Origin of the sequence: Roseovarius sp. THAF8 (assembly GCF_009363735.1) — a bacterium.
Lineage (GTDB): Bacteria > Pseudomonadota > Alphaproteobacteria > Rhodobacterales > Rhodobacteraceae > Roseovarius.
This window is the reverse complement of the sequence record NZ_CP045410.1, coordinates 845,127-866,943: the sequence shown is the minus strand read 5'-3', so window position 1 is coordinate 866,943 and position 21,817 is coordinate 845,127. Positions and strand designations below refer to the sequence as shown.

Below are 21,817 nucleotides of genomic sequence, written 5' to 3'. Positions count from 1 at the left end.
CGCAAGGTCGATCGCCCGCAGGCCGCGGGCCGCACGGGAAAGGCGCGGGATCATGGACGTTGTTCTGCATATCGGGGCTCACCGGACGGCCACCACCACGTTCCAGGCCTATCTGGCGGCGAACCGGGCGGCGCTGGGGCGGATGGGCATTGCCGTCTGGGGGCCGAAACAGACGCGTGACGGTCTGCTGACCGGGGTGATACCGATCGAGAGCGCGCGCCCGCCGCAGGAGCAGCTGGACCGCGCCCGCGCGAGGGTGGCGATCAACATCGCCCGCGAACGCAGGGCCGGGGCCAAGGTGCTGGTGATCAGCGACGAGAACATGATCGGGGCGCCGCGCCGCTGCCTGCGGCAGGGGCGGCTTTATCCCGATATCGGCCAGCGCCTGGCGCGCTTTGCCCATGCCTTCGACGGCCAGGTGACGCGGGCGCACCTGACGGTCCGCAGTCATGACGCGTTCTGGGCGTCGGTCGTGTCCTACAGCATCGCGCGCGGCAACAGGGTGCCGGACCGTGCCGCGCTGGAGGCGCTGACGGCCGCGCCCCGGCTGTGGCGGGACGTGGTGCTGGACGTGGCCTGCGCCTTGCCGGGGGTGGAGCTGAGCGTGATGCCCTACGAGATCTTCGGCGGACTGCCCGAGCGGGTGCTGGAACACATGACCGGGCTTGGCGCGATGCCGCGCGCCCATGCGCGGGACTGGAGGAACCAGGGCCCCGGCCTGGGCCAGTTGCGCCGGATCGTGGGCGAGCGAGGCGGCGACCCCGCGCGACTGCCCGAAGGGGCGGACAAGTGGCAACCGTTCGACGACACCGCCCTGCGCGACATGCGCGAAGCCTATGCCGATGATCTGTTCTGGCTGCGTGCCGGGGCGGAGGGATTGGCGCAGCTGACAGAGGAAACCGGCCCGGTCAAGACGGGGACAACCCCGCGCCCGGACCAGAGGAAAAGAGGACAAGACGATGGGATCGAAGACCGACGATTGGCGTAAGATCGCGGAAGGCGAGCTGAAGGGGCGCCCGCTGGAGGACCTGACGTGGAAGACCCTGGAGGGAATCGACGTCAAGCCGCTCTATACCGAGGATGATGTCGAGGGGATGGACCACCTTGGCACCATCCCCGGACAGGCGCCGTTCACCCGGGGCGTGAAGGCCACGATGTATGCCGGGCGCCCCTGGACGATCCGGCAATATGCCGGGTTCTCGACGGCCGAGGAATCGAACGCCTTCTACCGCCGCAACCTGGCCGCCGGGCAGCAGGGCGTCTCGGTGGCTTTCGACCTGGCGACGCATCGCGGTTACGACAGCGACCACCCGCGCGTGGTGGGCGACGTGGGCAAGGCGGGCGTGGCCATCGACAGCGTCGAGGACATGAAGGTGCTGTTCGACGGCATCCCGCTGGACCAGGTGAGCGTCTCGATGACCATGAACGGCGCGGTGATCCCGGTGCTGGCCAGCTTCATCGTCGCGGGCGAGGAACAGGGGCACGACCGCAGCGTGCTGTCGGGCACGATCCAGAACGACATCCTGAAAGAGTTCATGGTGCGCAACACCTATATCTATCCGCCCGAGCCCAGCATGCGGATCGTCAGCGACATCATCGAGTTCACGGCGAACGAGATGCCGCGCTTCAACTCGATCAGCATTTCCGGCTATCACATGCAGGAGGCCGGCGCGAACCTGGTGCAGGAGCTGGCCTATACGCTGGCCGATGGGCGTGAATACGTGAAGGCCGCGATCGAGGCGGGGATGGACGTGGACCGCTTTGCCGGGCGGCTGTCGTTCTTTTTCGCCATCGGCATGAATTTCTTCATGGAGGCGGCGAAGCTGCGGGCGGCGCGCCTGCTGTGGCACCGGATCATGACGGAATTCGGGGCGACGAACGACCGCTCGAAGATGCTGCGGACCCATTGCCAGACCAGCGGTGTTTCGTTGCAGGAGCAGGACCCTTACAACAACGTGGTGCGCACCGCCTATGAGGCGATGAGCGCGGTGCTGGGCGGCACGCAGAGCCTGCACACCAACGCGCTGGACGAAGCCATCGCGCTGCCCACGGATTTCAGCGCGCGGATCGCGCGGAACACGCAGCTGATCCTGCAGGAAGAGACCGGCGTGACAGCGGTGGTCGATCCGCTGGCGGGGTCCTACTACGTCGAGAGCCTGACCGCCGAGCTGGCCGAAAAGGCCTGGGAGTTGATGGAAGAGGTCGAGGAGATGGGCGGCATGACCAAGGCGGTGGCCAGCGGCATGCCCAAGCTGCGTATCGAGGAAAGTGCCGCGACCCGGCAGGCGATGATCGACCGGGGCGACGAGGTTATCGTCGGCGTCAACAAGTACCGCAAGGACAAGGAAGACCCGATCGACATCCTGGACGTGGACAACGTCAAGGTGCGCAAGGGGCAGGTCGAGGCACTGGAGCGCATCCGCGCGGAACGCGACGAGGACGCCTGCACCAAGGCGCTGGATGAACTGACGCGCCGCGCCAAGGAGGGCGGCAACCTGTTGGAGGCCGCGGTGGAAGCGGCGCGGGCAAGGGCGACTGTGGGGGAAATCAGCATGGCCATGGAAAAGGAATTCGGACGGCACCGCGCCGAGGTGAAGACGCTGGCGGGCGTCTATGGCAAGGCCTACGAGGGCGACGAGGGCTTTGCCGCGATCCAGAAATCGGTCGAGGCCTTTGCCGAGGACGAGGGGCGGCGGCCCCGGATGTTGGTCGTCAAGATGGGGCAGGACGGCCATGACCGGGGCGCCAAGGTGATCGCGACGGCATTCGCCGATATCGGGTTTGACGTGGACGTGGGCCCGCTTTTCCAGACGCCGGACGAGGCGGCGCAGGATGCCATCGACAACGATGTGCACGTGATTGGCATTTCCAGCCAGGCGGCGGGGCACAAGACGCTGGCGCCGCAGCTCATTGACGCGCTGAAGGAAAAGGACGCGGGCGATATCATCGTGATCTGCGGCGGGGTCATTCCGCAGCAGGATTACGAGTTTCTGAAGGGCGTGGGCGTGAAGGCCATTTTCGGGCCCGGCACCAACATCCCCGAGGCGGCGCAGGATATCCTGAAGCTGATCCGCGAGGCGCGGGCGGCCTGATGCGAAAGCGGCCCAAGATCCTGATCGGCATGGCGGCGGGGCTGGTGTGGGCCGTGGCCGTTCTGTCGATCGGACGCCAGATCCCGGTGCCAATGGCGATGATGCAGCCGACGCTGATGGGCGCGGCTTTTGGCCCCGGGGTGGTGCTGGCGCTGATGATCGGCGTGCTGGCGCAGCGGCGGTTCAATAGCGACGCGGCAATCGACGGGCAGGCGTTGACCGGCAAGGCTGCGATCGACGCCAAGGTCTTGCAGAACACGGTCGAGCAGGTGGTGCTGGCGCTGTGCATCTGGCCGCTGGTGGGGTTTTTCCTGGGCGCGGGCACCGTGCTGGCGCTGGGAATCGGCTTTGCCGTGGCGCGAGTGGCGTTCTGGGTGGGGTATCACGTGGCGCCGCCCTTGCGGGCGTTCGGATTCGCGGCGACGTTCTATCCCACGGTGCTGGCGGCGCTTTGGGTGCTGTGGCGGCTGACAGTGGGGTAAGCGATGCTGAAACTGGATCATTTCGCGGTGGCGGCCGAGACGCTGGAGGCGGGCCGCGCCTATGCCGAGGAGGCGCTGGGCGTGGCGCTGCGGCCCGGCGGGCAGCACGCGCATTTCGGGACGCATAACATGCTGCTGGGGCTTGAGGATGGGCTTTACCTAGAGGTGATCGCGGTGGATCCCGAGGCACCCGCGCCGGAGTATGCGCGGTGGTTCGATCTGGATCGCTTTGGGGGGCGGCCGAGACCGACGAACTGGATCTGCAACACGCCGGACCTGGGGGGCGTCGTGGAGCGGTTCCCGCAGGCGGGCGTGCCGGTGCCGCTGGCGCGCGGTGACCTGCGCTGGCAGATGGCGGTGCCGCAGGGCGGGCGGCTTCCGTGGGACAACCTTTTTCCGGCGGTGATCGAATGGCAGTGCGCGCAGCACCCGGCGCAGATGTTGCCGGCGTCGGGCTGCCGGCTGGACCGTCTGGTGGTGACGCACCCGGAGGCCGATGCGCTGGAGGATGCGCTGGCGCCGGTGCTGAGCGACGCGCGGGTGGTCTATGAGACCGGCGCGGCGGGCCTGCGGGCCGAGTTGACCACGCCGCGCGGGGCGTGCGTGCTGGCATGAAGATCCGGGCGGCGGAGGCGGGCGATGCAAAGGCGCTGGCCGGGATCGTCAATCATTACATCCGCGAGACGACGGTCAGTTTCACCGAAGACGAGAAGACCGTGCTGGAAATCGCCTTGGCCGTGAAGACGCGCGACGAGGCCGGGCACGGGTTCCTGGTGGCCGAGAACGCGGGCGGGCTGCTGGGCTATGCCACCTATGGGCCGTACCGCAACGGATCGGGCTATCGCGAGACGCTGGAGCATACGGTGCTGCTGCGCCCCGGGGCCGAGGGCAACGGGGTGGGCCGGGCGCTGATGGACGCGCTGGAGGACCACGCGCGGGCGCGCGGCGTGCATTCGCTGATCGGCGGGATTAGTGCCGAGAATGCGGGCGGGATCGCGTTTCATCGCAGGATCGGGTTTGTCGAGGTGGGGCGCGTGGCGCAGGCCGGGCTGAAATTCGGGCGGCGGATCGACCTTGTGTTGATGCAGAAACTCCTGTCCCCCGGGGGCCGCACGTCTTAGGTTGCGGCCCATGTCGATCTGGAGTCGCATATCCGAAGCGCTGTCGGCGCTGGCCAGTGGCGAGCCGCTGACCAGCGTGTTCGACCGGCTGCGCACGCCGCCGGAGCGGACGGTGGCCTTTGCCATCGCGGTGATCGCGCTGGGGGCGAAGATGGCCAAGGCGGACGGCCAGGTGACGCGCGACGAGGTGACGGCGTTCCGCGAGGTGTTCCTGATCGCCAGCGACGACGAGGCGGGGGCTGCGAAGGTTTTCAACCTCGCGCGGCAGGACGTGGCGGGATTCGAGGAATATGCACGTCGGATCAAGACGATGTTCGGCGACGACGCGGCAACCCTGAACGACCTTCTGGAAGGGCTGTTTCACATCGCGGTGGCCGACGGTGTCTATCATCCGGCCGAGGATGTGTTCCTGTCGGAGGTGGCGACGATTTTCGGCCTGCCGGAGCGGGAGTTCAACACGCTCAGAAGCCGCTTCGTGCCGGATGCCAGCCCGGACCCTTATGCGGTGCTGGGGGTGACGCCGGAAACGCCCTTGCCCGAGATCCGCAAGGTCTGGCGCGCGAAGGTGCGCGAGATGCATCCCGACCGGATGGTGGCGCGGGGCGTGCCGCAGGAGGCGATCAAGCTGGCCGAGAAGCGGCTGACCGACGTCAATGACGCGTGGGAGCAGATCCAGCGCGAGGCGGCCTGACCGATGCGCATCGCCACCTATAACGTCGAGTGGTTCAACGCGCTGTTCGACGCCCATGACCGGGTGTTGGACGATGACGGGCCATCGGCGCGGTACGGCGTGACGCGGGGCGATCAGCTGGCCGCCTTGGGCGTGGTGTTCTCGGCGATGGATGCCGACGCGGTGATGGTGATCGAGGCGCCGGACAGTGGCAGCAAGCGCGACACCGTGAAAGCTCTGGAAGGGTTCGCCAAGATGATGGATCTGCGGGCGCGCAAGGCGCTGATGGGGTTCGTCAACGACACCCAGCAGGAGATCGCGCTGCTGTACGACCCGGACGTGATGACGTGCCGGCATGATCCCAGGGGCGAGGAGACCGGCAAGAAAGGGTCGAGCGAGGCGCCGCGGTTCGATGGCGTGTTCCGCATCGACCTCGATATCGACGCGACCGAGGATCTGGTGGTGTTCTCGAAGCCGCCGCTGGAAGTGGCGGTGGAGGTGAAGGGCGGGTTCGGCTTTCGCATGATCGGGGCGCATCTGAAGTCGAAGGCGCCGCACGGGGCCACCACGCGGGACGAGGTGATGCGGCTGTCCATTGCCAACCGGCGCAAGCAGCAGGCGCAGGCGGTGTGGCTGCGCAAGCGCATCCGCGCGCATCTGGAAGCGGGCGAGCATCTGATGCTGTTGGGCGATCTGAACGACGGGCCGGGGCTGGACGAGTACGAGAACCTCTTTGGGCGTTCGTCGATCGAGGTGATCATGGGCGGGGCCGAGCCGGGCGAGATGCGGCTTTACGATCCGCACGCGCGGCGGGCGCTGAACCAGCGGATCGGCGCGCAGCACAGTTCGGCGCGGTTCTATCTGAAGGACGAGGGGCGGTATTTGCAGGCGCTTCTGGATTACATCATGATTTCCAGGGGGTTGCGGGCGATGGGGCCGAAATGGCGGATATGGCACCCGTTCGAGGACCCGGGGTGCTGGAAGGCGCCGGAGTTGCGCGACGCGCTCTTGGCGGCGTCGGATCACTTTCCGGTGACGCTGGATATCGACCTGACATCTTAAAATCGTCACCGGGACGCGCTATATTGGGGTCATGAAACGGATCATGCCCATCGCCGCCCTGTCGCTGTCCCTTGCCGCCGCGCCCGCACTGGCGCAGGAGGAAGAGGACGAAGGTTTTTCCCTGATGGAGCGGGGGGCGCAGATGTTCATGGAAGGCATCATGCGCGAGATGGAACCGGCGATGCGCGACATCGAGGGGATGGCGAAGGAGATGCAGCCGGCCTTGCGCAGTTTCGTCGAGGAAATGGGCCCGGCCTTTGCCGACCTGATGGGGCAGATCGACGATCTGAGCAATTACCATGCGCCCGAGATAATGCCCAATGGCGACATCATCATCCGCCGCAAGACCCCGCTGGAAGAGGAAATCGACCCGGGCGAGGAAATCGAGATCTGAGGCGGCGCGCCGCTGGCGTTTCGATCAGCCCGGGGACTTGCCCGGCGTGGCCCTTGCGCGGCGCGGGCGCAGCAGCTTGACGTCGAATTCCGCACCCAGCGTATCGGCGAGCGAGGCGAGGCGCGTTTGCGCCACCTCTCCGTAAAGCGGCACGGCCTCTTCGGTCAGGCGCAGGATCAGCTGTTTCTTCTTGGGATGCCAGGTCAGCTCGCCCAGCTGGGTGTCGGCCCGTAGCCAGAACATCGCGGCAAAGCGCATGGCCTTGCCCAAGACCTCGGCCTGGTGCTGGCCGCGCTCGTCCAGCAGTTCGGCCAGTTTCTCGAACCGGGTGCCCTCGCGCTTGTTGGAATAGCGGTGCAGGAGGGCGAGGCCCAGGAACACCCGTTCGGAATGCTTCAGCCCCCCGAGGTTGGCGCGGGTGGCGTTGTCGAAGCAATCCTCGGCGCGGTAGTCGGGATGCGAGCGCCAGCTGACGTCGTGCAAGAGGCAGGCGGCGCGGATGATGCGCAGCTTGTCGGGGCGGGCGCTGCGGAAGAGCGGTTCGACGAAGTGATAGATGGCGCGGCCATAACCGGGCAGGCGGGCATCCTTGGCCTCGGCAAAGCGGCAGGCCTCGATCAGGGGATCGCGGTCGCGCAGCTGCTGGGGCATTTGTTCGTACAAGAGCCCCTCGCGGATGCCATAGCTGGAGACGGCGATGTCGCGGGGGCCGAAGGTCTTGACCAGGCGGCGCAGCACCTCGGCGGCGTCGGGCACCAGCGCCATGCGCTGGGACGAGACGCCGGCGCGGTTGCGCAGCTCCTCGGCGTCGTTCTTGGCGATGTAATCGGCGGTCTTGCGCACGTCCTTGGGGGTCATGCGGTATTCGTGCAGGACGTGGAGGGGATAGCCGCGGCGTTCCATGTCGATCTTGGCGATGGCGCGCCACGAGCCGCCGACGAGGAACAGGCGGTTCTTCTGTTCGCCCAGCTGGTCGTGCATCCGCTCGAGCGTGTCCTTGATATAGGCCTTGCGGGCCTTCTTGCCGCCCTTGACCTCCTGCAGCGAGAAGGGGCCGAGGCGCGAGGTCAGGCGCTTGCCGACCTGGCCGCCGTTGATTTCGGCCAGTTCCATGGAGGAGCCGCCGATGTCGCAGACCAGCCCGTAGGAGCCGGGCCAGCCCAGAAGCACGCCCTGGGCCGAGAGGCGGGCCTCTTCGGGGCCGTCGATGACCCAGAGGTGGACGCCGGTCTCGCGTTCGATCTCTTCGCGGAAGGCGTCGCCGTCGGTGGCCTCGCGCACGGCGGCGGTGGCGACGGCTGTGAGCGGGCCGGTGCCCATGTTCTCGGCCAGCCGGGCAAAACGTTTCATGGCCGCGAGCGCGCGTTCGCGGCCCTCGGGGTTCAGGCGGCCGGTTTCAGAGAGGCCCTGGCCCAGGCCGCACATGATTTTCTCGTTGTAAAAATAGGCCGGGCTGCGGGCGGCGCCGTCGAACACCACCATGCGGACGGAGTTCGATCCGACGTCGACCACGCCCACGCGGCTGAGCGCCTTGGCCGCGTCCTTGTCGAAAAGCGGGCGCCCGAAAGGGCCCCATTCGCTGTGTTCGGGATCGGTCGTGCCGTCCATGACATCCCCGGCTTGGTCTCGGCCCCCTATATGCGACAGGGGGCCGGGAGGGTCAATCGTCGGTATGGGTGAGTTTGGGCACGTCCGCCGCCCCGGCGGAGCCGCGGCCCGAGAGCGAGGGATTTTCCATGAAGAAGCGGTGGCAGTTGAAGGCGAAGGTGCCTTCCTCGATCAGGTCGCGGGTGAAGCTGCCATCGGGGGCCATGACCCAGGTCTGTGCCACGTCGGCGAGGTTGGCGGCCATGACCTGGCCCACGATCTGCGCCTTGACGGTGGGGTTGGTGATTTCCACCAGCGTTTCGACGCGGCGGTTGAGGTTGCGGCCCATCCAGTCGGCGGAAGACATGTAGACCTTGGCCTTTTTCGAGGGCAGGCCGGCGCCGTTGCCGAAGCAGACGATGCGGGAATGTTCGAGGAAGCGCCCGACGATGGATTTCACCCGGATGTTTTCCGAAAGGCCCTTGATCCCCGGGCGGATGCCGCAGATGCCGCGCACCACAAGGCAGATCTTCACGCCGGCCTGCGACGCGGCGTAGAGCGCGTCGATCACGTCGGGTTCGATGATCGAGTTCATCTTGGCCCAGATCTCGGCCGGTTTGCCGGACTTGGCGTGCTCGATCTCGGCGGCGATCATTTCCAGCAGGCGGGGTTTCAGCGTGGTGGGCGAGATGGCGAGGTTTTCCAGCTTTTCGGGCTGGGCGTAGCCGGAGAGGTAGTTGAAGACCTTGGTCGCGTCGCGGCCCAGCGAGGAATCGCAGGTGAAGAGGCTGAGGTCGGTGTAGATCTTGGCGGTGATGGGGTGATAGTTGCCGGTGCCGTAATGTGTGTAGGTCACCAGCTTGTCGCCCTCGCGCCGGACCACGGTGGAGATCTTGGCGTGGGTCTTGAGGTCGAGAAAGCCATAGACCACGTGGGCGCCGGCGCGTTCCAGCCGCCGGGACTGGCGGATGTTGGCGGCCTCGTCGAAGCGGGCCTTGAGTTCCACGAGGGCGGTGACGGACTTGCCGTCCTCGGCGGCCTCGCAGAGCGCCTCGACGATGGGGCTGTCCTTGGACGTGCGGTAGAGCGTCTGCTTGATCGCCACCACGTTGGGATCGCGCGCCGCCTGGGTAAGGAAGCGGATCACCATGTCGAAGGTCTCGTAGGGGTGGTGCAGCAGCATGTCCTTTTGGCGGATGGCGGCGAACATGTCGCCGTCATGGTCCTGTACGCGTTCCGGCACGCGGGGCGTGAAGCTGGGCCACAAAAGGTCGGGGCGGCTGTCGAGCACCATTTCCTTGAGGTCGGCAAGCCCGATCATGCCGTCGACCTCGACCACCTCCTCGGGGCGGACCTCGAGTTTCTGCATGATGGTCTTGCGCAGTTCCTCGGGCGCGCCGGAGGAGATTTTCAGGCGCACCACCTCGCCGCGGCGGCGGCGTTTCAGGGCCACCTCGAATTCGCGCACGAGGTCCTCGGCCTCTTCCTCGACTTCCAGATCGCTGTCGCGCAGGACGCGGAAGTTGCAGTGGGCCTTGTAGGTATAACCGGGAAAGAGGTGATCGAGATTCAGAAGCAGCAGGTCCTCGAGCGGCAGGGCGCGGTACTGGCCCGGCTCGGACGGGACGGTGACGAAGCGGTCGATCTGGTTGGGGATCGGCAGGAGCGCCTGAAGCGGGCGCTTGTCTGACTTGCGCTGCATCTGGAGCGCGAGCGAATAGCCCAGGTTGGGGATGAAGGGGAACGGGTGCGCGGGGTCGACGGCCAGGGGCGACAGGACCGGGAAGACCTGTTCGAGGAAGATGTCGCTGAGATGGGCGCGGTCGTCTTTCGTGAGGCTGTCGATGTCGAGGATGGTGATGCCCTCGGCCTCCATCTCCTGCCGCAGGGCTTCGAGCGTGCCTTGCTGCTGGGCCAGCAGCTTGCGGGCATCCTCGTCGATCAGGACGAGCTGTTCGGCGGGGGTGAGGCCATCGGCGGCGGGCGTGGTGTTGCCGGCATGGGCCAGTTCGCGCAGGCCCGCGACGCGGACGTTGTAGAACTCGTCGAGGTTGTTGGCGGAAATGGACAGGAAGCGAAGGCGCTCCAGCAGGGGCACGCGGGGGTTCTGCGCTTCTTCCAGGACGCGCCAGTTGAAGCCCAGCCAGCTGAGTTCCCGGTTGAAGAAGCGCCCGGGGCCGGTGACGTCGAGACCGTCGATCGTCACGGGGGCCGGGGCGGTGGATTTGAGGAAATCTGCGTTTGTCATGTGGCCCTTATGGGATTGCGACGTAACGATAAGGTGACGACTTTGCCGTTACAGCCCTGCGTTGTCCAGAACATCGCGGGCAAAGGGGCGGGTGAGGGCCCGTTTGCGCGACAATGCGGCGGAATCGAGCAGGGCGACGACTTCGCGAGCGGCCTCGAACGAGCGGTCGATGCGGCGCAGAAGATAGGGGATGACGTCCGGCGTGGGGGTCAGCTGGCGGTCGTCGAAGAGCTTGGCGAGGATCGCGGTCAACAGGCGGTCGTCGGGCAGGTCCAGTTCGACGGCGGGCGTGCCCTGCATCCGGCTGGCAAGGTCGGGCAGCGCGAGGTTCCAGTACTTGGGCGCGGCATTGGCGGTCAGCAGCAGGGAATGGCCCTCGGCCAGGGTCAGGTTGTGCAGGTGGAAGAGAGCCGTTTCAGCGGGTTCGCTGCCGGCGATGCCGTCGCAATCCTCGACGGCGACGTGGTTCTGAGCGAGGGCCGGGATGTCGGCCTGTGCGAGGTCGGCCGCGGAGATGATGGGGGCACTGCTTTGTGCCGACCAGACATGGGCGAGATGGGTCTTGCCCGCGCCGGGGGGGCCGTAGAGGACCAGCTTGCGGGCGGGCCACGCGTACCAGGTGTCGATCATGGCGACGGCTTGCGCGTTGGCGGCGGAAACGAAGAAATCCTCCCGCCCGTGCGCCGGTTTGGCGGGCAGGTCGAAGCTGAGCTGCTGTGCCATCATTCCGTATCCCGTGAGTCCTGCCCTTTATATAGGGCACTGTCGAGATATTGCTGCACGCCGAAGCGGGCAAGAACGCCGATGGCGGCAGCCATGGGCACGGCCACCAGCATTCCGACGAAGCCGAAAAGCGCGCCGAAGACCGACAGCGCGAAAATCAGCCATACCGGGTGCAGGCCAACGGAGTCGCCCACCAGCTTGGGCGTGAGGATATTGCCCTCGACCACCTGTCCCAGCACGAAGATGCCGGCGACGAGGCCGATGGACAGCCAGTCGCCCCAGAACTGGAAGAGGGCGAGGCCGATGGCGAGTGCGCCGCCGAGGACGGCGCCGACGTAGGGAATGAAGGTGACGAAGCCGGCGAAGGCCCCCACGACGAGGCCGAATTGCAGGCCCACCAGCATAAGCGCGACGGCGTAGTAGGTGCCGAGGATCAGGCAGACGGTGCCCATGCCGCGTATGAAGCTGGCGAGGGTTCTGTCGATCTCGGACGCGAGCCGGCGGATGACCGGCGCGTGTTCGCGCGGCAGGAGGCGGTCGATTTCGGCGACCATGCGGTCCCAGTCGTAGAGCAGGTAGAAGGCCACCACGGGCACGATCACCAGCAGGACCACCACGTTGACGAGTGAGCCCACCGAAGCCAGCACGGTTTCGACAACCTGTCCGCCGCGTTCCTGGATGGTGGTGCCGAGGCTAGCCAGCGATTTCCGCAGGGTCGAATCCTGGTCGACGATGTCGGGGAAGCGGGTGGTCAGGAAGTCCTGAAGGTCCTGAAAGAGTTTCGGCGCGATGTCGATCAGGTTGGCGGTCTGGTTGACCAGCGTGGGGATGACCAGAAGCACCATGATGACGAAGATGCAGATGGCCACCAGCGTGATGATCGTCACTGCGATGGCGCGCGAGGCGCCCAGGCGTTCGATCCTGTCCGCCACCGGGTCGAGGAAATAGGCCACGGCGCCGCCCAGCACGAAGGGCAGGATCACGTCGCCCAGGAACCACATGACAACGAGGAACAGCGCGATGGCGATGCCCCAGAATTGAAATTGTGTCCGGACGGGAAGGGCCATGCCACCTCGGGGGAACAAAACGCGTCGCCCTGTTTTTCGCGCAAGGGGCGCAGCGTTGCAAGCGCCTTCCGGCTTGTCTGGCGGGCGCTGAGGCCATAAACGGGGCCTAAGCACGCAACGACCAGAGGTTTCCCATGCGCCTGTCCAAGTATTTCCTGCCGGTCCTGAAGGAGACGCCTGCCGAGGCGCAGATCGCGAGCCACCGCCTGATGCTGCGGGCGGGGATGATCAAGCAGGCCAGCGCGGGGATCTATTCGTGGCTGCCCCTGGGCTTCAAGGTGTTGCGCAAGCTGGAAAATATCGTCCACGAGGAGCAGGTGCGGGCCGGGCATATCCCGATGCTGATGCCGACGCTGCAATCCGCCGATCTGTGGCGGGAAAGCGGGCGCTACGATGCTTATGGGCCCGAGATGCTGCGGATCCGCGACCGGCAGGACCGGGATATGCTCTATGGTCCGACGAACGAGGAATTGATCACCGATATCTTCCGGTCGCATGTGGGCAGCTACCGGGACCTGCCGCTGACGCTCTATCACATCCAGTGGAAGTTCCGTGACGAGATCCGGCCGCGTTTCGGCGTGATGCGGGGGCGCGAGTTCTTCATGAAGGACGGCTACAATTTCGACCTGACGAAGGAGGACGCGCTGCACGCCTATAACCGCCACCTGGTCAGCTACCTGCGGACCTACGAGCGGATGGGGTTGCAGGCCATTCCGATGCGGGCGGATTCCGGCCCGATCGGGGGCGACGACACGCATGAATTCCTGGTGCTGGCCGAGACGGGCGAATCCGAGGTGTTCTATGACAGCGAGATCACCGACCTGAAATTCGGCGAGCGCGAGATCGATTACACCGACAAGGCGCAGTGCCAGGCGGTGCTGGAGGAGTTCACGTCGCGCTATGCGCGGACGGACGAAACCCACGACGAAGCGATCTTCAACCAGATCCCCGAGGACCGCCGCCGTGTGGCGCGGGGCATTGAAGTGGGGCAGATCTTCTATTTCGGGACCAAGTATTCCGAGCCGATGGGCGCCACGGTGCAGGGGCCGGACGGCAAGCCGGTGCCGGTACACATGGGCAGTCACGGGATCGGCGTGAGCCGTCTGGTGGGGGCGATCATCGAGGCCAGCCACGACGACAAGGGCATCATCTGGCCCGAGGGCGTGACGCCCTTCCATGCCGGGATCGTGAACCTGAAACAGGGGGACGGCGAGGCGGATGCGGCGTGTGAAAAGCTGTATGCGGCGCTAAAGGCCAAGGGGCTGGATCCGCTCTATGATGACCGCGACGAGCGGGCGGGCGGCAAGTTCGCGACGATGGACCTCATTGGCCTGCCGTGGCGGATCACCGTGGGGCCGCGGGGCCTCAAGAACGGGGTGGTGGAGCTGACCAGCCGCCGTACGGGCGAAAGCGAGGAGATGGCGCCGGAGGCCGCAGTCGAGAGGATCGGGGAGATCTACGCGCCGCATCGCGGTGAGGCCGGCACGGTGGAACCGATGGCGGATCGGTCGTTTCACACCTGGATGTAAGGGCCTGCGGCGCGGGGCCTGAGCCGGTGCCGCGCCCGGTCACGATAATCTTGTTTCTGGATTTGCGCGAAACGCGCTATACTTGCCTCAAAACAAAAGACGACATAACGAGGCAGAGCAATGATTACCAAGGGACTGGCCCTGGCGGGCGGGCTGTGCTGTGCACTGGCCGCGTCGCAGTTTCCCGAGTTTTCCCAACAGTATAAGCAGCGTCTTTCGGGCGCTGTGGATGAATTGGCCTGGGTTGTGGAGCGGTTCGATGCCGATGCCGCGGCACTTGGTCTGAGCCGGGACGCGGCGCTGACCGACCTGGCGCGGGGCACCGCCATGGCGCGGGCGCGGAGCGAGAGCATGGGGCAGGTCCTGATCCGGCATGAGCGATTGTCTGCCCATCTGGAGCACCTGCGGACGACCAACTCGATCAGTGCGGCGCTGATCGGGTGGCAATACCTGGACCCGGAACTGGCGCAGAAGACCTGGGGCGATTTCGAGCCTGCGGTGCCGGTGACGATTGCGGGGGCTGGTTTCGGTCTTGGAGGGTTCCTGGCGGGGTATACGCTGATCGGGATGCTGCTGGGTGGATTGGGCCGGATGGTGCGGCGCAGGCCGGAGGCGACGCCGGCGGAGTAGGTGGGGCGCGGAAGGCGCAGACCTTCGAGAGGTTCAGAGTGTCTGATCAGGCAGCGGATGAGCCGCGCGATTGCCAGACCGCGGGATGGCGAACCCAGCGGTTTTGAATGCACTTTATGTTTGCCGCTTCCGGAAAACCTCGGATCGAAGCGCCAACGTCACCCAATCGCCAGCCCGGGGGGCGGTCTGGCGATCGCGCGGCGGCGCAGCAAGCTGCGCCTTGATTCCGCGCGGGCTTTGCGAAACCGGGGTTGACCTTATCCCGGCACCGGATACACCGCAGATACACATAAGATACCCAGAGGTCCTATCGTGGCAGTTCAGCCCAAGCCGTTTTCCGCCTTCGAGACGATGATCGCGTGGCGCTACCTGAGAGCCAAGCGGGCCGAGGGCGGGGTCAGCGTCATGACGTGGATCAGCCTCATTGGCATCACGCTGGCGGTATTCGCGCTGATTGCCACGCTGGCGGTGCGGGCCGGGTTCCGGGCGGAGTTCGTGGACACGATCCTGGGCTCGAACGCGCATGTGACGGTCTACAATGCCGGCACTGTGGACCAGCAGACGGGGCGGATCGACCGGCAGATCACCGATTACGAGGCGATGGCCGAGCGGTTGCGCGAGGTCGAGGGCGTCACGCGGGCCGCACCGCTGATCAAGAACCAGGTTTTGGCCAGCGTGCGTGACCGCAACGCGGGCGTCGAGGTGCGGGGGATCACGTTGGAGGACCTGAAGGGGTTGCCGCGGATCGTGGACCCCGAGACCTCCCAGGGGAATATCGAGGATTTCGTGCAGGACTCGGCCGAGACGGGCGTCTTTCCCATCGCCATCGGGTCGGGCGTTGCCAGCACGCTGGGGATCGGCGTGGGCGACAAGATCAAGGTGATCAATCCCACCGGCAACCGCACTGCGCTGGGAACCAGCCCGCGGGTGAATGCCTATGACGTGGTCTATGTGTTCAGCGCGGGGCGGTACGACATCGACAAGGTGCGCGTGTACCTGCCGTTCGAGGAGGCGCAGAGTTTCTTCAACAGCGAGGGCAAGGCCGACGAGATAGAGGTGATGATCGAGGAGCCTGAGCGCGTGGACGAGATGTCGCTGGACCTTTTGCGCGCCGCCGGAGAGAACACGCAGATCTGGACTTGGCGGGATTCCAGCAGCGGGTTTCTGCGGGCGCTGGAGGTGGAGGACAACGTGATGTTCATCATCCTGTCGATCCTGGTGCTGATCGCGGCGATGAACATCACCAGCGGGTTGATCATGCTGGTCAAGAACAAGGGGCGCGATATCGGCATTCTGCGGACGATGGGGCTGACAGAAGGATCGGTGCTGCGCGTATTCTTCATGTGCGGGGCCTTTATCGGGATCATCGGCACGGTGATGGGGACGATTTTGGGGTGTCTCTTTGCCGTCTATATCGACCAGATTTTTGGCATTATCGACAGTTTCAGCGATCAGCCGATCTGGACGCCGGACACGCGGGGGATCTATTTCCTGCCCGCCAAGCTGGAATTCTGGGACGTGATGAGCGCGGTGGGGCTGTCGCTGTTCTTGAGCTTCGTGGTGACGATTTTCCCCGCCCGGCGGGCGGCACGGATGAACCCGGTGGAGGCGCTGCGTTATGAGTGAGGCGATGCTGAAGCTGGCAGGGGTCGAGAAAGCCTATAACAAGGGCAAGGTCAACGAAGTGAGCGTGCTGTCGGGCATCGACCTGACGATCGGCGCGGGCGAGATGGTGGCGCTGGTGGCACCCTCGGGCGCGGGCAAGTCGACGCTGTTGCATATCGCGGGGCTGCTGGACACCGCCGACGCCGGTACGGTCGAGATCGGCGGCGAGGACATGGTGGGCCGGTCGGACCGCCGGCGCACGATCATGCGGCGGCAGGAGGTGGGGTTCGTCTACCAGTTTCACCACCTGCTGCCGGAGTTCACAGCCGAGGAGAACATCGTGCTGCCGCAGCTGGCCGACGGGATCGGCCGCAAGGTGGCCGAGGCGCGGGCGGCGGAATTGCTGACGCAGGTCGGTATTGCCGACCGGGCCGGCCATCGGCCCAGTGCGATGTCGGGCGGTGAGCAGCAGCGGGTGGCGTTCTGCCGGGCTTTGGCCAACAGCCCACGCTTGTTGCTGGCGGACGAGCCGACGGGCAATCTGGACCCCGGCACGTCGGATCAGGTGTTCGCGGCGCTTATGGAACTGGTGCGGGGCACCGGGCTGGCCGCGCTGATCGCCACGCATAACCTGGAGTTGGCGGCGCGGATGGACCGGGTGGTGAAGCTGGAGAACGGGCGGATCGTGGTGGGGTGAAACCCCACCCTACGCAAGCGAGAACGGGGGGTGCCATGCAGGTATCGCCTGACGAGATCGAGGCGACGGCGAAGGCGGCCCTGGTCGGGCATGGCGCCGAGGACTGGATCGCGGGCGAAGTGGCGGCGGCGGTGCGCAAGGCGGAAGGTTTGGGCAACCGGATCTGCGGGCTTTACTATCTTGAAAGCTATTGCCGGCAATAGCGGACGGGGCGCGTCAAGGGGGACGCGGTGCCCGAGGTGCGCAGGCCGCGGCCCGGTGTCGTCGAGGTGGATGCGAAGTTCGGCTTCGCGCAGGCGGCGTTTTCCAGGGCGCTGCCGGAAGCGCTGAAGGCCGCGCGCGAGGCGGGCACGATCAGCCTGGCGGTCTGTCACGCGCATACCTGCACCAGCCTGGGCTATTTCACGGCACAGACCGCGCGGGCCGGGTTCATCGTGCTGGGCATGACCAACGCGACGCCGGTGGTGGCGCCGCCGGGCGGCAAGCATCGCGTGATCGGCACCAATCCGATTTCCTTTGCCGTACCGGATGGCGAAGGCGGCGTGGCGATGCTGTTCGATCAGTCCACCACAACCGTTGCATTGGGCAAGATCACCATGGCCAAGGCTGCGGGCGAGAGCATCCCCGAAGGGTGGGCGGTGGATGCCGAGGGCCGGCCCACGACCGACCCGGAGGCGGCGCTCAAGGGCTCGCTGGTCAGCATGGGCGGCTACAAAGGCTGGGGGTTCGGCCTGATGGCGGAGCTGCTGGCAGCGGGCATGACCGGCAGTCGCGCGGGTGTGGACCTGGGGCCGCTGAAGGTGCCCGAGGGCGATCCGCATGATATCGGGGATTTCTACCTGATCATGGACCCGGAGGTGTCGGGCGGGGCGTTTTTCGACCGGCTCCGCCAGATTTCCGAAGCGGTGCAGCGGGACGAGGGCGCGCGGATGCCGGGGCAGGCGCGCGCGGTCAGCGATCCGGTGACGGTCGAGCCCGACGTCTGGGCGTTGGCGCAGCGGCTGGCGGGCGCGGATTAGCCGGAGCAGGTGGCGCGCAGCATGTCCATCGCGGGGGCGCGGCGGTCGTAGGACGCCTCGATGATGGCACGGCTTTGCGACGGGGTGCAATCGGCCAACCGGATGTTGCGACCGCGCTTGAGCGCCAGTGTCACGTCGTAAAGATCGTACTGATCGAGTTCAGCGAAGGTGGCGGCGCTGAAATGGGCGGGCACCAGGTCGGCCGGGTCGGGCTCTTCGTAATCCTGTGCGAGGGCGGCGCCGGCAAGGCTGACGCAGAGGGCTGTCATGGTGAGGACGCGGTGCATCAAAAGGCTCCTGTTGTCTGGTACCGGAAATATAGGGCGCGGGCCGCAAAAACAGAAGAGCGGTTTCAGTCTGCCGGGTGGCAGGCATCAATCGAAGCGGCCCGGGCGCCGGGGGGCGGCAGCCGGTCCAGTTCCGGTGCGCAGGGCAGGGCGGCGCTGTGGGCGTCGGGGCCGGTGAGGGCCATCACAAGCAGGCTGGCGCCGAGGCGCAGGGCGGGTTTCCAGGGAAAGGCGAGGGGCGGTGGCATGGGCGGCGTGTCCTTCGTGGCGTGTCGGATGCAGATGGGTCGGGGTCGCGGCCGGAGGGGTTCAAACGCCGAACGGGATCATCTGAGGCTCACGCAAGGGTGACTGGCGCGTGCGGGCGGGCCGGCTAGGTCACCGCGGGTAACGAGGAGGAACTGTTATGCGTATTGTTCTGTCGGCCGCCCTGGCCGCCCTGACCTGCCTTCCGGCGCCTGCGGCATGGTCCGCGCCGGTGACCTTTGATGGAAGCTGGAAACATCAGCGGTTCTCGCTGTTTTCGAGGAATGAGTATTCGCTGAGGGGCAGGGCACTGGACGTGGAGTCGGACGGCGCGGTGTCGCTGCTTTACCGCGAATTGCCACAGAGCGCATGGCAGGCCAATGGCGCGTCGTGGAGCTGGCAGGTGTCGCAAAGCGTGCCGCCCACCGATCTGGCCCGCAAGGGCGGCGACGACCGCAACCTGGCCCTGTACTTCGTGTTTCTGCCCGAAGCCGAGGCCGAGCGCGTGCGAGTCAGCCGCGTGACCCGGCTTTTGTCGAACGACGATGTGCGGGTGCTGGTCTATGTCTGGGGTGGCGCGCACGCGCGGGGCGCGGTGCTGAACAGCCCCTATCTGGGCGCGCGGGGCAAGACTGTGGTGCTGCGCGGCGCGGGCACGGGCGAGGCGCGCGAAAGCGTCGATCTGGCGTCTGATTACGCCCGTGCGTTCGGCGGGCAGGCGACGTCGCTGGTGGGATTGGCTGTGTCCGGAGATAGTGATGACACTGGCAGCACGATCCAGGCCCGGATCTCGGGGTTGCAGGTGCGCTAGAGTACCGGGGGAGCGAGAACTGCGCCTGTATGATCCATATCAAGGTGCGCGTGCTCGGATCGGTGCATACTGGCCGGTGTACGCCGTTTGAGTCGTGCCGGAGCACAAATTCCGGTCGCGGAGCGCGGCGGCGCCAAACGCCCGGAGGAGCGCATGAAAATGTTCGGTTTGCAGAAGGTTTGGACCAGACACCTGCGGCTGAGCGGGGCGGTTGCAAGTCTGGTCCTTGGCGCGGTGCCGGTCCTGGCGGAGGGGAACGCCGGGACGGGTGCCGCGCTTTATGCGCAGCATTGCGTCAGTTGCCACGGGCCGCAGGCGGATGGCCGGGGGCCGATGCGCGAGGTGCTGCTGGTGCAGCCTTCGGACCTGACGACGCTGACCGCGCGCCATGGCGGCGCCTTTCCCGTCGAGCGGGTGGCGCAGCGGATCGACGGGCGCGACCCATTGGTGGCACACGGGTCGAGCATGCCGGTCTATGGCGATTTCTTCGATAGTACCGAGCAGGTGGCGGTGCGCACCGAGGCGGGACAGCCGGTGATGGTGACGCCGCCGGTGGCGGACCTGGTGGCGTTCCTGCGGTCGATCCAGGCGCCGTAGACGCAGCCGGATTTGATGCGGAGGCGGGACGGGCTATCTCCTGCGAAAAGGAGTTTTGTCATGACCCGTTTTCTGTCTTTTATCCTAGTGATCTTCCTTTTGGCCTTGCCGGCCCGCGCGGATGATGCGGCGCGGCAGGTGATCTCGGACCAGCTGGATGCGTTTCAGCAGGACGATTTCGACACCGCCTTTACACATGCCAGCCCGATGATCCAGGGCATCTTCGGCTCATCCGAGCGGTTCGGGCAGATGGTGCGCAACGGCTATCCGATGGTCTGGCGGCCTGCGGAGGTCGAGTTCCTGGGCGAGCGGGACGAAGGCGATGCGCTGATGCAGGACGTGCTGATCCGGGGCGCGGACGGGGTGTATCACGAGCTGGAATACGAGATGATCCAGGGCCCCGGCGGCTGGAAGATCAACGGCGTGCGTCTCAAGCGCACCGGCGAGGGGATGGCCTGAGCGCGGCATTTATCGAGACCGGCTGACGGGGCGGTGCTTCCCGCAAGAAACGGGTCGCGACACCTTTGCGGTCGTGCCAGCAAGGGGCATGACCACAAGCCCTTCGATATCCGCGGCCTCGGCCGTGATGCTGCTGTCACTGGCCGCCGTCTGGGGCGGGTCGTTCTTTTTCGCCGAAATCGCGCTGGCCGAGGTGCCGCCCCTGACCATCGCGCTGCACCGGGTTTTCTGGGCGGTGCCGATCCTGTTGGGCGTCGTGTGCGTGCTGGGGCTGCGGTTGCCGCGCGCGCCGGGGGTGTGGGGGGCGTACCTGGTGATGGGGGCGCTGAACAACGCGATTCCGTTCTCGCTGATCTTCTGGGCGCAGGTGGAGCTGCAAAGCGGCCTGGCGTCGATCCTGAATGGCACGACGGCGGTCTTCGGCGCGGTGGTGGCGGGGCTGCTCTTGCGCGACGAGCCGCTGTTGCCGCGCAAGATCGTGGGGGCGTTGCTGGGGTTGATGGGCGTGGCGGCGATCATGGGGCCGGACCTGCTGCGCGGGGTGGATTTGCGCAACCTTGCGCAGCTGGCGGTGCTTGGAGGGGCGCTGAGCTATGCGCTGGCGAGCGTCTGGGCCAAGCGAGCACTGGCGGGGCAGGCGCCGCAGATGAACGCGCTGGGGATGCTGATGGGATCGAGCGTCCTGATGCTGCCGTTGGCGCTTTGGGTGGACGGGGTGCCGCGCCTCGACCTGTCGGGTCATGTCTGGGCGGCGCTTTTGTCGGTTGCGGCGCTGTCGACGGCGCTGGCCTACCTGCTTTACTTTGCCATCCTGCGGCGGGCGGGAGCGGCGAACCTGATGCTGGTGACGCTGATGATCCCGCCCTTCGCGGCAGGGCTTGGCGCGGCCTTCCTGGGCGAGCGGCTGGGGGCTGCGGCCTGGGGCGGCTTTTGCCTGATCGCGCTGGGGTTGTTGGTGACGGACGGGCGGGTGCTGCGGCGGGGGTGATCCATGTCACGGCGGCCGGGCGCGCGGCCTTGGGCCATCGTGTCACGTGGTGTGCGACATGCCGCCTGCGCGGTGCCATGTCCTGGGCCGAGGCTTGAGAAACCGGCATGCGATGCCCATCTGGAAGGCCATCAGTTTGGTTACAGGAGGACTGCCCGATGAAATGCCCGGTTGACGGAGAAACGCTGGTGATCACCGATCGCGCCGGTGTCGAGATCGACTATTGCCCGCAATGCCGCGGTGTGTGGCTGGACCGGGGCGAGCTGGACAAGATCATCGAGCGGACCACGCCCGAGGCGCCGGATGCCCGCGTGTGGCAGGCCGACAGTCGCCCCGAGAAGCGCAAGAAGCGCGGCGGGTTCCTGGAAGACCTGTTCGACTTCTGACCCCGCGCGGCGGATTTGCCGCGCCGACCATTGGCCCGATCTTTGGTCGCTGGGGCGTGGAATGTGCTATGATGGGCTTGTCCGTGGCTCGGCGGACAGGCCCGTGTTCTTTTCGAA

The 21,817-nt window shown here is 66.3% G+C and carries 23 protein-coding genes and 1 pseudogene; 18 read left to right on the top strand and 6 right to left on the bottom strand.

Going from position 1 to position 21,817, the window contains the following annotated elements; genetic code table 11:
• Positions 1–52: 52 nt before the first annotated feature.
• Genes FIU85_RS04245 through FIU85_RS04210 form a run of 8 tightly spaced genes read left to right on the top strand, consistent with a single transcriptional unit; the run spans position 53 to position 6,821 of the window.
• Positions 53–988 carry a hypothetical protein gene (locus FIU85_RS04245; protein ID WP_152495973.1) on the top strand — a complete coding sequence of 312 codons (936 nt, stop codon included), beginning with the start codon at positions 53–55 and terminating at the stop codon, positions 986–988.
• A complete protein-coding gene (gene scpA / locus FIU85_RS04240; protein ID WP_152495972.1) occupies positions 960–3,092 on the top strand; it encodes a methylmalonyl-CoA mutase in 2,133 nt (710 codons plus the stop codon). Before FIU85_RS04245 ends, scpA begins: the two co-directional genes overlap by 29 nt.
• On the top strand, positions 3,092–3,574 hold the full coding sequence (locus FIU85_RS04235) for an MAPEG family protein (RefSeq protein ID WP_152495971.1): 483 nt from the start codon (positions 3,092–3,094) through the stop codon (positions 3,572–3,574). The genes scpA and FIU85_RS04235 overlap by 1 nt, the downstream gene beginning before the upstream one ends.
• 3 nt (positions 3,575–3,577) lie before the next feature.
• The gene (locus tag FIU85_RS04230) at positions 3,578–4,189 is read left to right on the top strand and encodes a VOC family protein (protein ID WP_152495970.1); all 612 of its coding nucleotides are present in this window, start codon (positions 3,578–3,580) and stop codon (positions 4,187–4,189) included.
• Positions 4,186–4,695, top strand: a complete 510-nt coding sequence (locus tag FIU85_RS04225) for a GNAT family N-acetyltransferase (protein ID WP_152495969.1) — start codon at positions 4,186–4,188, stop codon at positions 4,693–4,695. Before FIU85_RS04230 ends, FIU85_RS04225 begins: the two co-directional genes overlap by 4 nt.
• Positions 4,696–4,705: 10 nt before the next feature.
• On the top strand, positions 4,706–5,386 hold the full coding sequence (locus FIU85_RS04220; protein WP_152495968.1) for a molecular chaperone DjiA: 681 nt from the start codon (positions 4,706–4,708) through the stop codon (positions 5,384–5,386).
• Between the two features lie 3 nt (positions 5,387–5,389).
• Entirely contained in the window at positions 5,390–6,427 is a 1,038-nt protein-coding gene (locus FIU85_RS04215; protein WP_152495967.1) for an endonuclease/exonuclease/phosphatase family protein, read from the top strand.
• 31 nt (positions 6,428–6,458) lie between these two features.
• On the top strand, positions 6,459–6,821 hold the full coding sequence (locus FIU85_RS04210; RefSeq protein ID WP_152495966.1) for a hypothetical protein: 363 nt from the start codon (positions 6,459–6,461) through the stop codon (positions 6,819–6,821).
• 24 nt (positions 6,822–6,845) lie between these two features.
• Here FIU85_RS04210 and FIU85_RS04205 read toward each other — a convergent pair whose 3' ends face one another.
• The 4 genes from FIU85_RS04205 to FIU85_RS04190 are packed head-to-tail and all read right to left on the bottom strand — an operon-like array spanning position 6,846 to position 12,446.
• Positions 6,846–8,429 carry a Ppx/GppA family phosphatase gene (locus tag FIU85_RS04205; RefSeq protein WP_152491932.1) on the bottom strand — a complete coding sequence of 528 codons (1,584 nt, stop codon included), beginning with the start codon at positions 8,427–8,429 and terminating at the stop codon, positions 6,846–6,848.
• A 52-nt stretch (positions 8,430–8,481) separates the two neighbouring features.
• The gene (locus FIU85_RS04200) at positions 8,482–10,656 is read right to left on the bottom strand and encodes an RNA degradosome polyphosphate kinase (protein ID WP_152495965.1); all 2,175 of its coding nucleotides are present in this window, start codon (positions 10,654–10,656) and stop codon (positions 8,482–8,484) included.
• Between the two features lie 48 nt (positions 10,657–10,704).
• A complete protein-coding gene (locus FIU85_RS04195) occupies positions 10,705–11,379 on the bottom strand; it encodes a DnaA/Hda family protein (RefSeq protein WP_152495964.1) in 675 nt (224 codons plus the stop codon).
• Positions 11,379–12,446, bottom strand: a complete 1,068-nt coding sequence (locus FIU85_RS04190) for an AI-2E family transporter (RefSeq protein ID WP_152495963.1) — start codon at positions 12,444–12,446, stop codon at positions 11,379–11,381. The genes FIU85_RS04195 and FIU85_RS04190 overlap by 1 nt, the downstream gene beginning before the upstream one ends.
• Positions 12,447–12,580: 134 nt before the next feature.
• Between FIU85_RS04190 and proS the strand changes: the two genes are divergently transcribed.
• From proS to FIU85_RS04165, 5 genes and pseudogenes are all read left to right on the top strand, one after another.
• A complete protein-coding gene (proS, locus tag FIU85_RS04185; RefSeq protein ID WP_152495962.1) occupies positions 12,581–13,975 on the top strand; it encodes a proline--tRNA ligase in 1,395 nt (464 codons plus the stop codon).
• A 120-nt stretch (positions 13,976–14,095) separates the two neighbouring features.
• Complete coding sequence (locus FIU85_RS04180) at positions 14,096–14,605, top strand: DUF2937 family protein (protein ID WP_152491937.1); 510 nt, start codon at positions 14,096–14,098, stop codon at positions 14,603–14,605.
• A 312-nt stretch (positions 14,606–14,917) separates the two neighbouring features.
• Complete coding sequence (locus FIU85_RS04175) at positions 14,918–16,231, top strand: lipoprotein-releasing ABC transporter permease subunit (protein WP_152495961.1); 1,314 nt, start codon at positions 14,918–14,920, stop codon at positions 16,229–16,231.
• Positions 16,224–16,907 (top strand): ABC transporter ATP-binding protein, encoded by a 684-nt coding sequence (locus FIU85_RS04170; protein ID WP_152495960.1) that lies wholly within the window; start codon positions 16,224–16,226, stop codon positions 16,905–16,907. Before FIU85_RS04175 ends, FIU85_RS04170 begins: the two co-directional genes overlap by 8 nt.
• A 35-nt stretch (positions 16,908–16,942) precedes the next feature.
• Positions 16,943–17,926, top strand: a pseudogene (locus FIU85_RS04165) (Ldh family oxidoreductase).
• Here FIU85_RS04165 and FIU85_RS04160 read toward each other — a convergent pair.
• Both FIU85_RS04160 and FIU85_RS04155 read right to left on the bottom strand, forming a co-directional pair.
• Positions 17,923–18,213, bottom strand: coding sequence for a hypothetical protein (locus FIU85_RS04160; RefSeq protein WP_152495959.1), 291 nt, complete (start codon positions 18,211–18,213; stop codon positions 17,923–17,925). The pseudogene FIU85_RS04165 and the gene FIU85_RS04160 overlap by 4 nt on opposite strands.
• Before the next feature lie 65 nt (positions 18,214–18,278).
• Positions 18,279–18,461, bottom strand: coding sequence for a hypothetical protein (locus FIU85_RS04155; RefSeq protein ID WP_152495958.1), 183 nt, complete (start codon positions 18,459–18,461; stop codon positions 18,279–18,281).
• 158 nt (positions 18,462–18,619) lie between these two features.
• On the opposite strand from FIU85_RS04155, the gene FIU85_RS04150 reads away from it, so the two are divergent.
• The 5 genes from FIU85_RS04150 to FIU85_RS04130 all read left to right on the top strand — a co-directional run bounded on the left by FIU85_RS04150 (position 18,620) and on the right by FIU85_RS04130 (position 21,700).
• Positions 18,620–19,270 carry a DUF3047 domain-containing protein gene (locus FIU85_RS04150; RefSeq protein ID WP_152495957.1) on the top strand — a complete coding sequence of 217 codons (651 nt, stop codon included), beginning with the start codon at positions 18,620–18,622 and terminating at the stop codon, positions 19,268–19,270.
• A gap of 153 nt (positions 19,271–19,423) precedes the next feature.
• Complete coding sequence (locus tag FIU85_RS04145; RefSeq protein WP_254701815.1) at positions 19,424–19,867, top strand: cytochrome c; 444 nt, start codon at positions 19,424–19,426, stop codon at positions 19,865–19,867.
• Positions 19,868–19,927: 60 nt separating this feature from the next.
• Positions 19,928–20,326: a DUF4864 domain-containing protein gene (locus FIU85_RS04140; protein ID WP_152495956.1), complete on the top strand. Its 399-nt coding sequence runs from the start codon at positions 19,928–19,930 to the stop codon at positions 20,324–20,326.
• Between the two features lie 88 nt (positions 20,327–20,414).
• Positions 20,415–21,314: a DMT family transporter gene (locus tag FIU85_RS04135; RefSeq protein ID WP_172978792.1), complete on the top strand. Its 900-nt coding sequence runs from the start codon at positions 20,415–20,417 to the stop codon at positions 21,312–21,314.
• A gap of 158 nt (positions 21,315–21,472) precedes the next feature.
• Complete coding sequence (locus FIU85_RS04130; protein WP_152491944.1) at positions 21,473–21,700, top strand: zf-TFIIB domain-containing protein; 228 nt, start codon at positions 21,473–21,475, stop codon at positions 21,698–21,700.
• The last annotated feature ends 117 nt before the right edge of the window (positions 21,701–21,817 follow it).

What these genes read in the sequence shown, in the direction of transcription:
- FIU85_RS04245 (WP_152495973.1), top strand. Translation starts at nt 53, where the DNA reads ATGGACGTTGTTCTGCATATCGGGGCTCACCGGACGGCCACCACCACG.
- scpA (WP_152495972.1), top strand. Translation starts at nt 960, where the DNA reads ATGGGATCGAAGACCGACGATTGGCGTAAGATCGCGGAAGGCGAGCTG.
- FIU85_RS04235 (WP_152495971.1), top strand. Translation starts at nt 3,092, where the DNA reads ATGCGAAAGCGGCCCAAGATCCTGATCGGCATGGCGGCGGGGCTGGTG.
- FIU85_RS04230 (WP_152495970.1), top strand. Translation starts at nt 3,578, where the DNA reads ATGCTGAAACTGGATCATTTCGCGGTGGCGGCCGAGACGCTGGAGGCG.
- FIU85_RS04225 (WP_152495969.1), top strand. Translation starts at nt 4,186, where the DNA reads ATGAAGATCCGGGCGGCGGAGGCGGGCGATGCAAAGGCGCTGGCCGGG.
- FIU85_RS04220 (WP_152495968.1), top strand. Translation starts at nt 4,706, where the DNA reads ATGTCGATCTGGAGTCGCATATCCGAAGCGCTGTCGGCGCTGGCCAGT.
- FIU85_RS04215 (WP_152495967.1), top strand. Translation starts at nt 5,390, where the DNA reads ATGCGCATCGCCACCTATAACGTCGAGTGGTTCAACGCGCTGTTCGAC.
- FIU85_RS04210 (WP_152495966.1), top strand. Translation starts at nt 6,459, where the DNA reads ATGAAACGGATCATGCCCATCGCCGCCCTGTCGCTGTCCCTTGCCGCC.
- FIU85_RS04205 (WP_152491932.1), bottom strand. Translation starts at nt 8,429, where the DNA reads ATGGACGGCACGACCGATCCCGAACACAGCGAATGGGGCCCTTTCGGG.
- FIU85_RS04200 (WP_152495965.1), bottom strand. Translation starts at nt 10,656, where the DNA reads ATGACAAACGCAGATTTCCTCAAATCCACCGCCCCGGCCCCCGTGACG.
- FIU85_RS04195 (WP_152495964.1), bottom strand. Translation starts at nt 11,379, where the DNA reads ATGGCACAGCAGCTCAGCTTCGACCTGCCCGCCAAACCGGCGCACGGG.
- FIU85_RS04190 (WP_152495963.1), bottom strand. Translation starts at nt 12,446, where the DNA reads ATGGCCCTTCCCGTCCGGACACAATTTCAATTCTGGGGCATCGCCATC.
- proS (WP_152495962.1), top strand. Translation starts at nt 12,581, where the DNA reads ATGCGCCTGTCCAAGTATTTCCTGCCGGTCCTGAAGGAGACGCCTGCC.
- FIU85_RS04180 (WP_152491937.1), top strand. Translation starts at nt 14,096, where the DNA reads ATGATTACCAAGGGACTGGCCCTGGCGGGCGGGCTGTGCTGTGCACTG.
- FIU85_RS04170 (WP_152495960.1), top strand. Translation starts at nt 16,224, where the DNA reads ATGAGTGAGGCGATGCTGAAGCTGGCAGGGGTCGAGAAAGCCTATAAC.
- FIU85_RS04160 (WP_152495959.1), bottom strand. Translation starts at nt 18,213, where the DNA reads ATGCACCGCGTCCTCACCATGACAGCCCTCTGCGTCAGCCTTGCCGGC.
- FIU85_RS04155 (WP_152495958.1), bottom strand. Translation starts at nt 18,461, where the DNA reads ATGCCACCGCCCCTCGCCTTTCCCTGGAAACCCGCCCTGCGCCTCGGC.
- FIU85_RS04150 (WP_152495957.1), top strand. Translation starts at nt 18,620, where the DNA reads ATGCGTATTGTTCTGTCGGCCGCCCTGGCCGCCCTGACCTGCCTTCCG.
- FIU85_RS04145 (WP_254701815.1), top strand. Translation starts at nt 19,424, where the DNA reads ATGAAAATGTTCGGTTTGCAGAAGGTTTGGACCAGACACCTGCGGCTG.
- FIU85_RS04140 (WP_152495956.1), top strand. Translation starts at nt 19,928, where the DNA reads ATGACCCGTTTTCTGTCTTTTATCCTAGTGATCTTCCTTTTGGCCTTG.
- FIU85_RS04135 (WP_172978792.1), top strand. Translation starts at nt 20,415, where the DNA reads ATGACCACAAGCCCTTCGATATCCGCGGCCTCGGCCGTGATGCTGCTG.
- FIU85_RS04130 (WP_152491944.1), top strand. Translation starts at nt 21,473, where the DNA reads ATGAAATGCCCGGTTGACGGAGAAACGCTGGTGATCACCGATCGCGCC.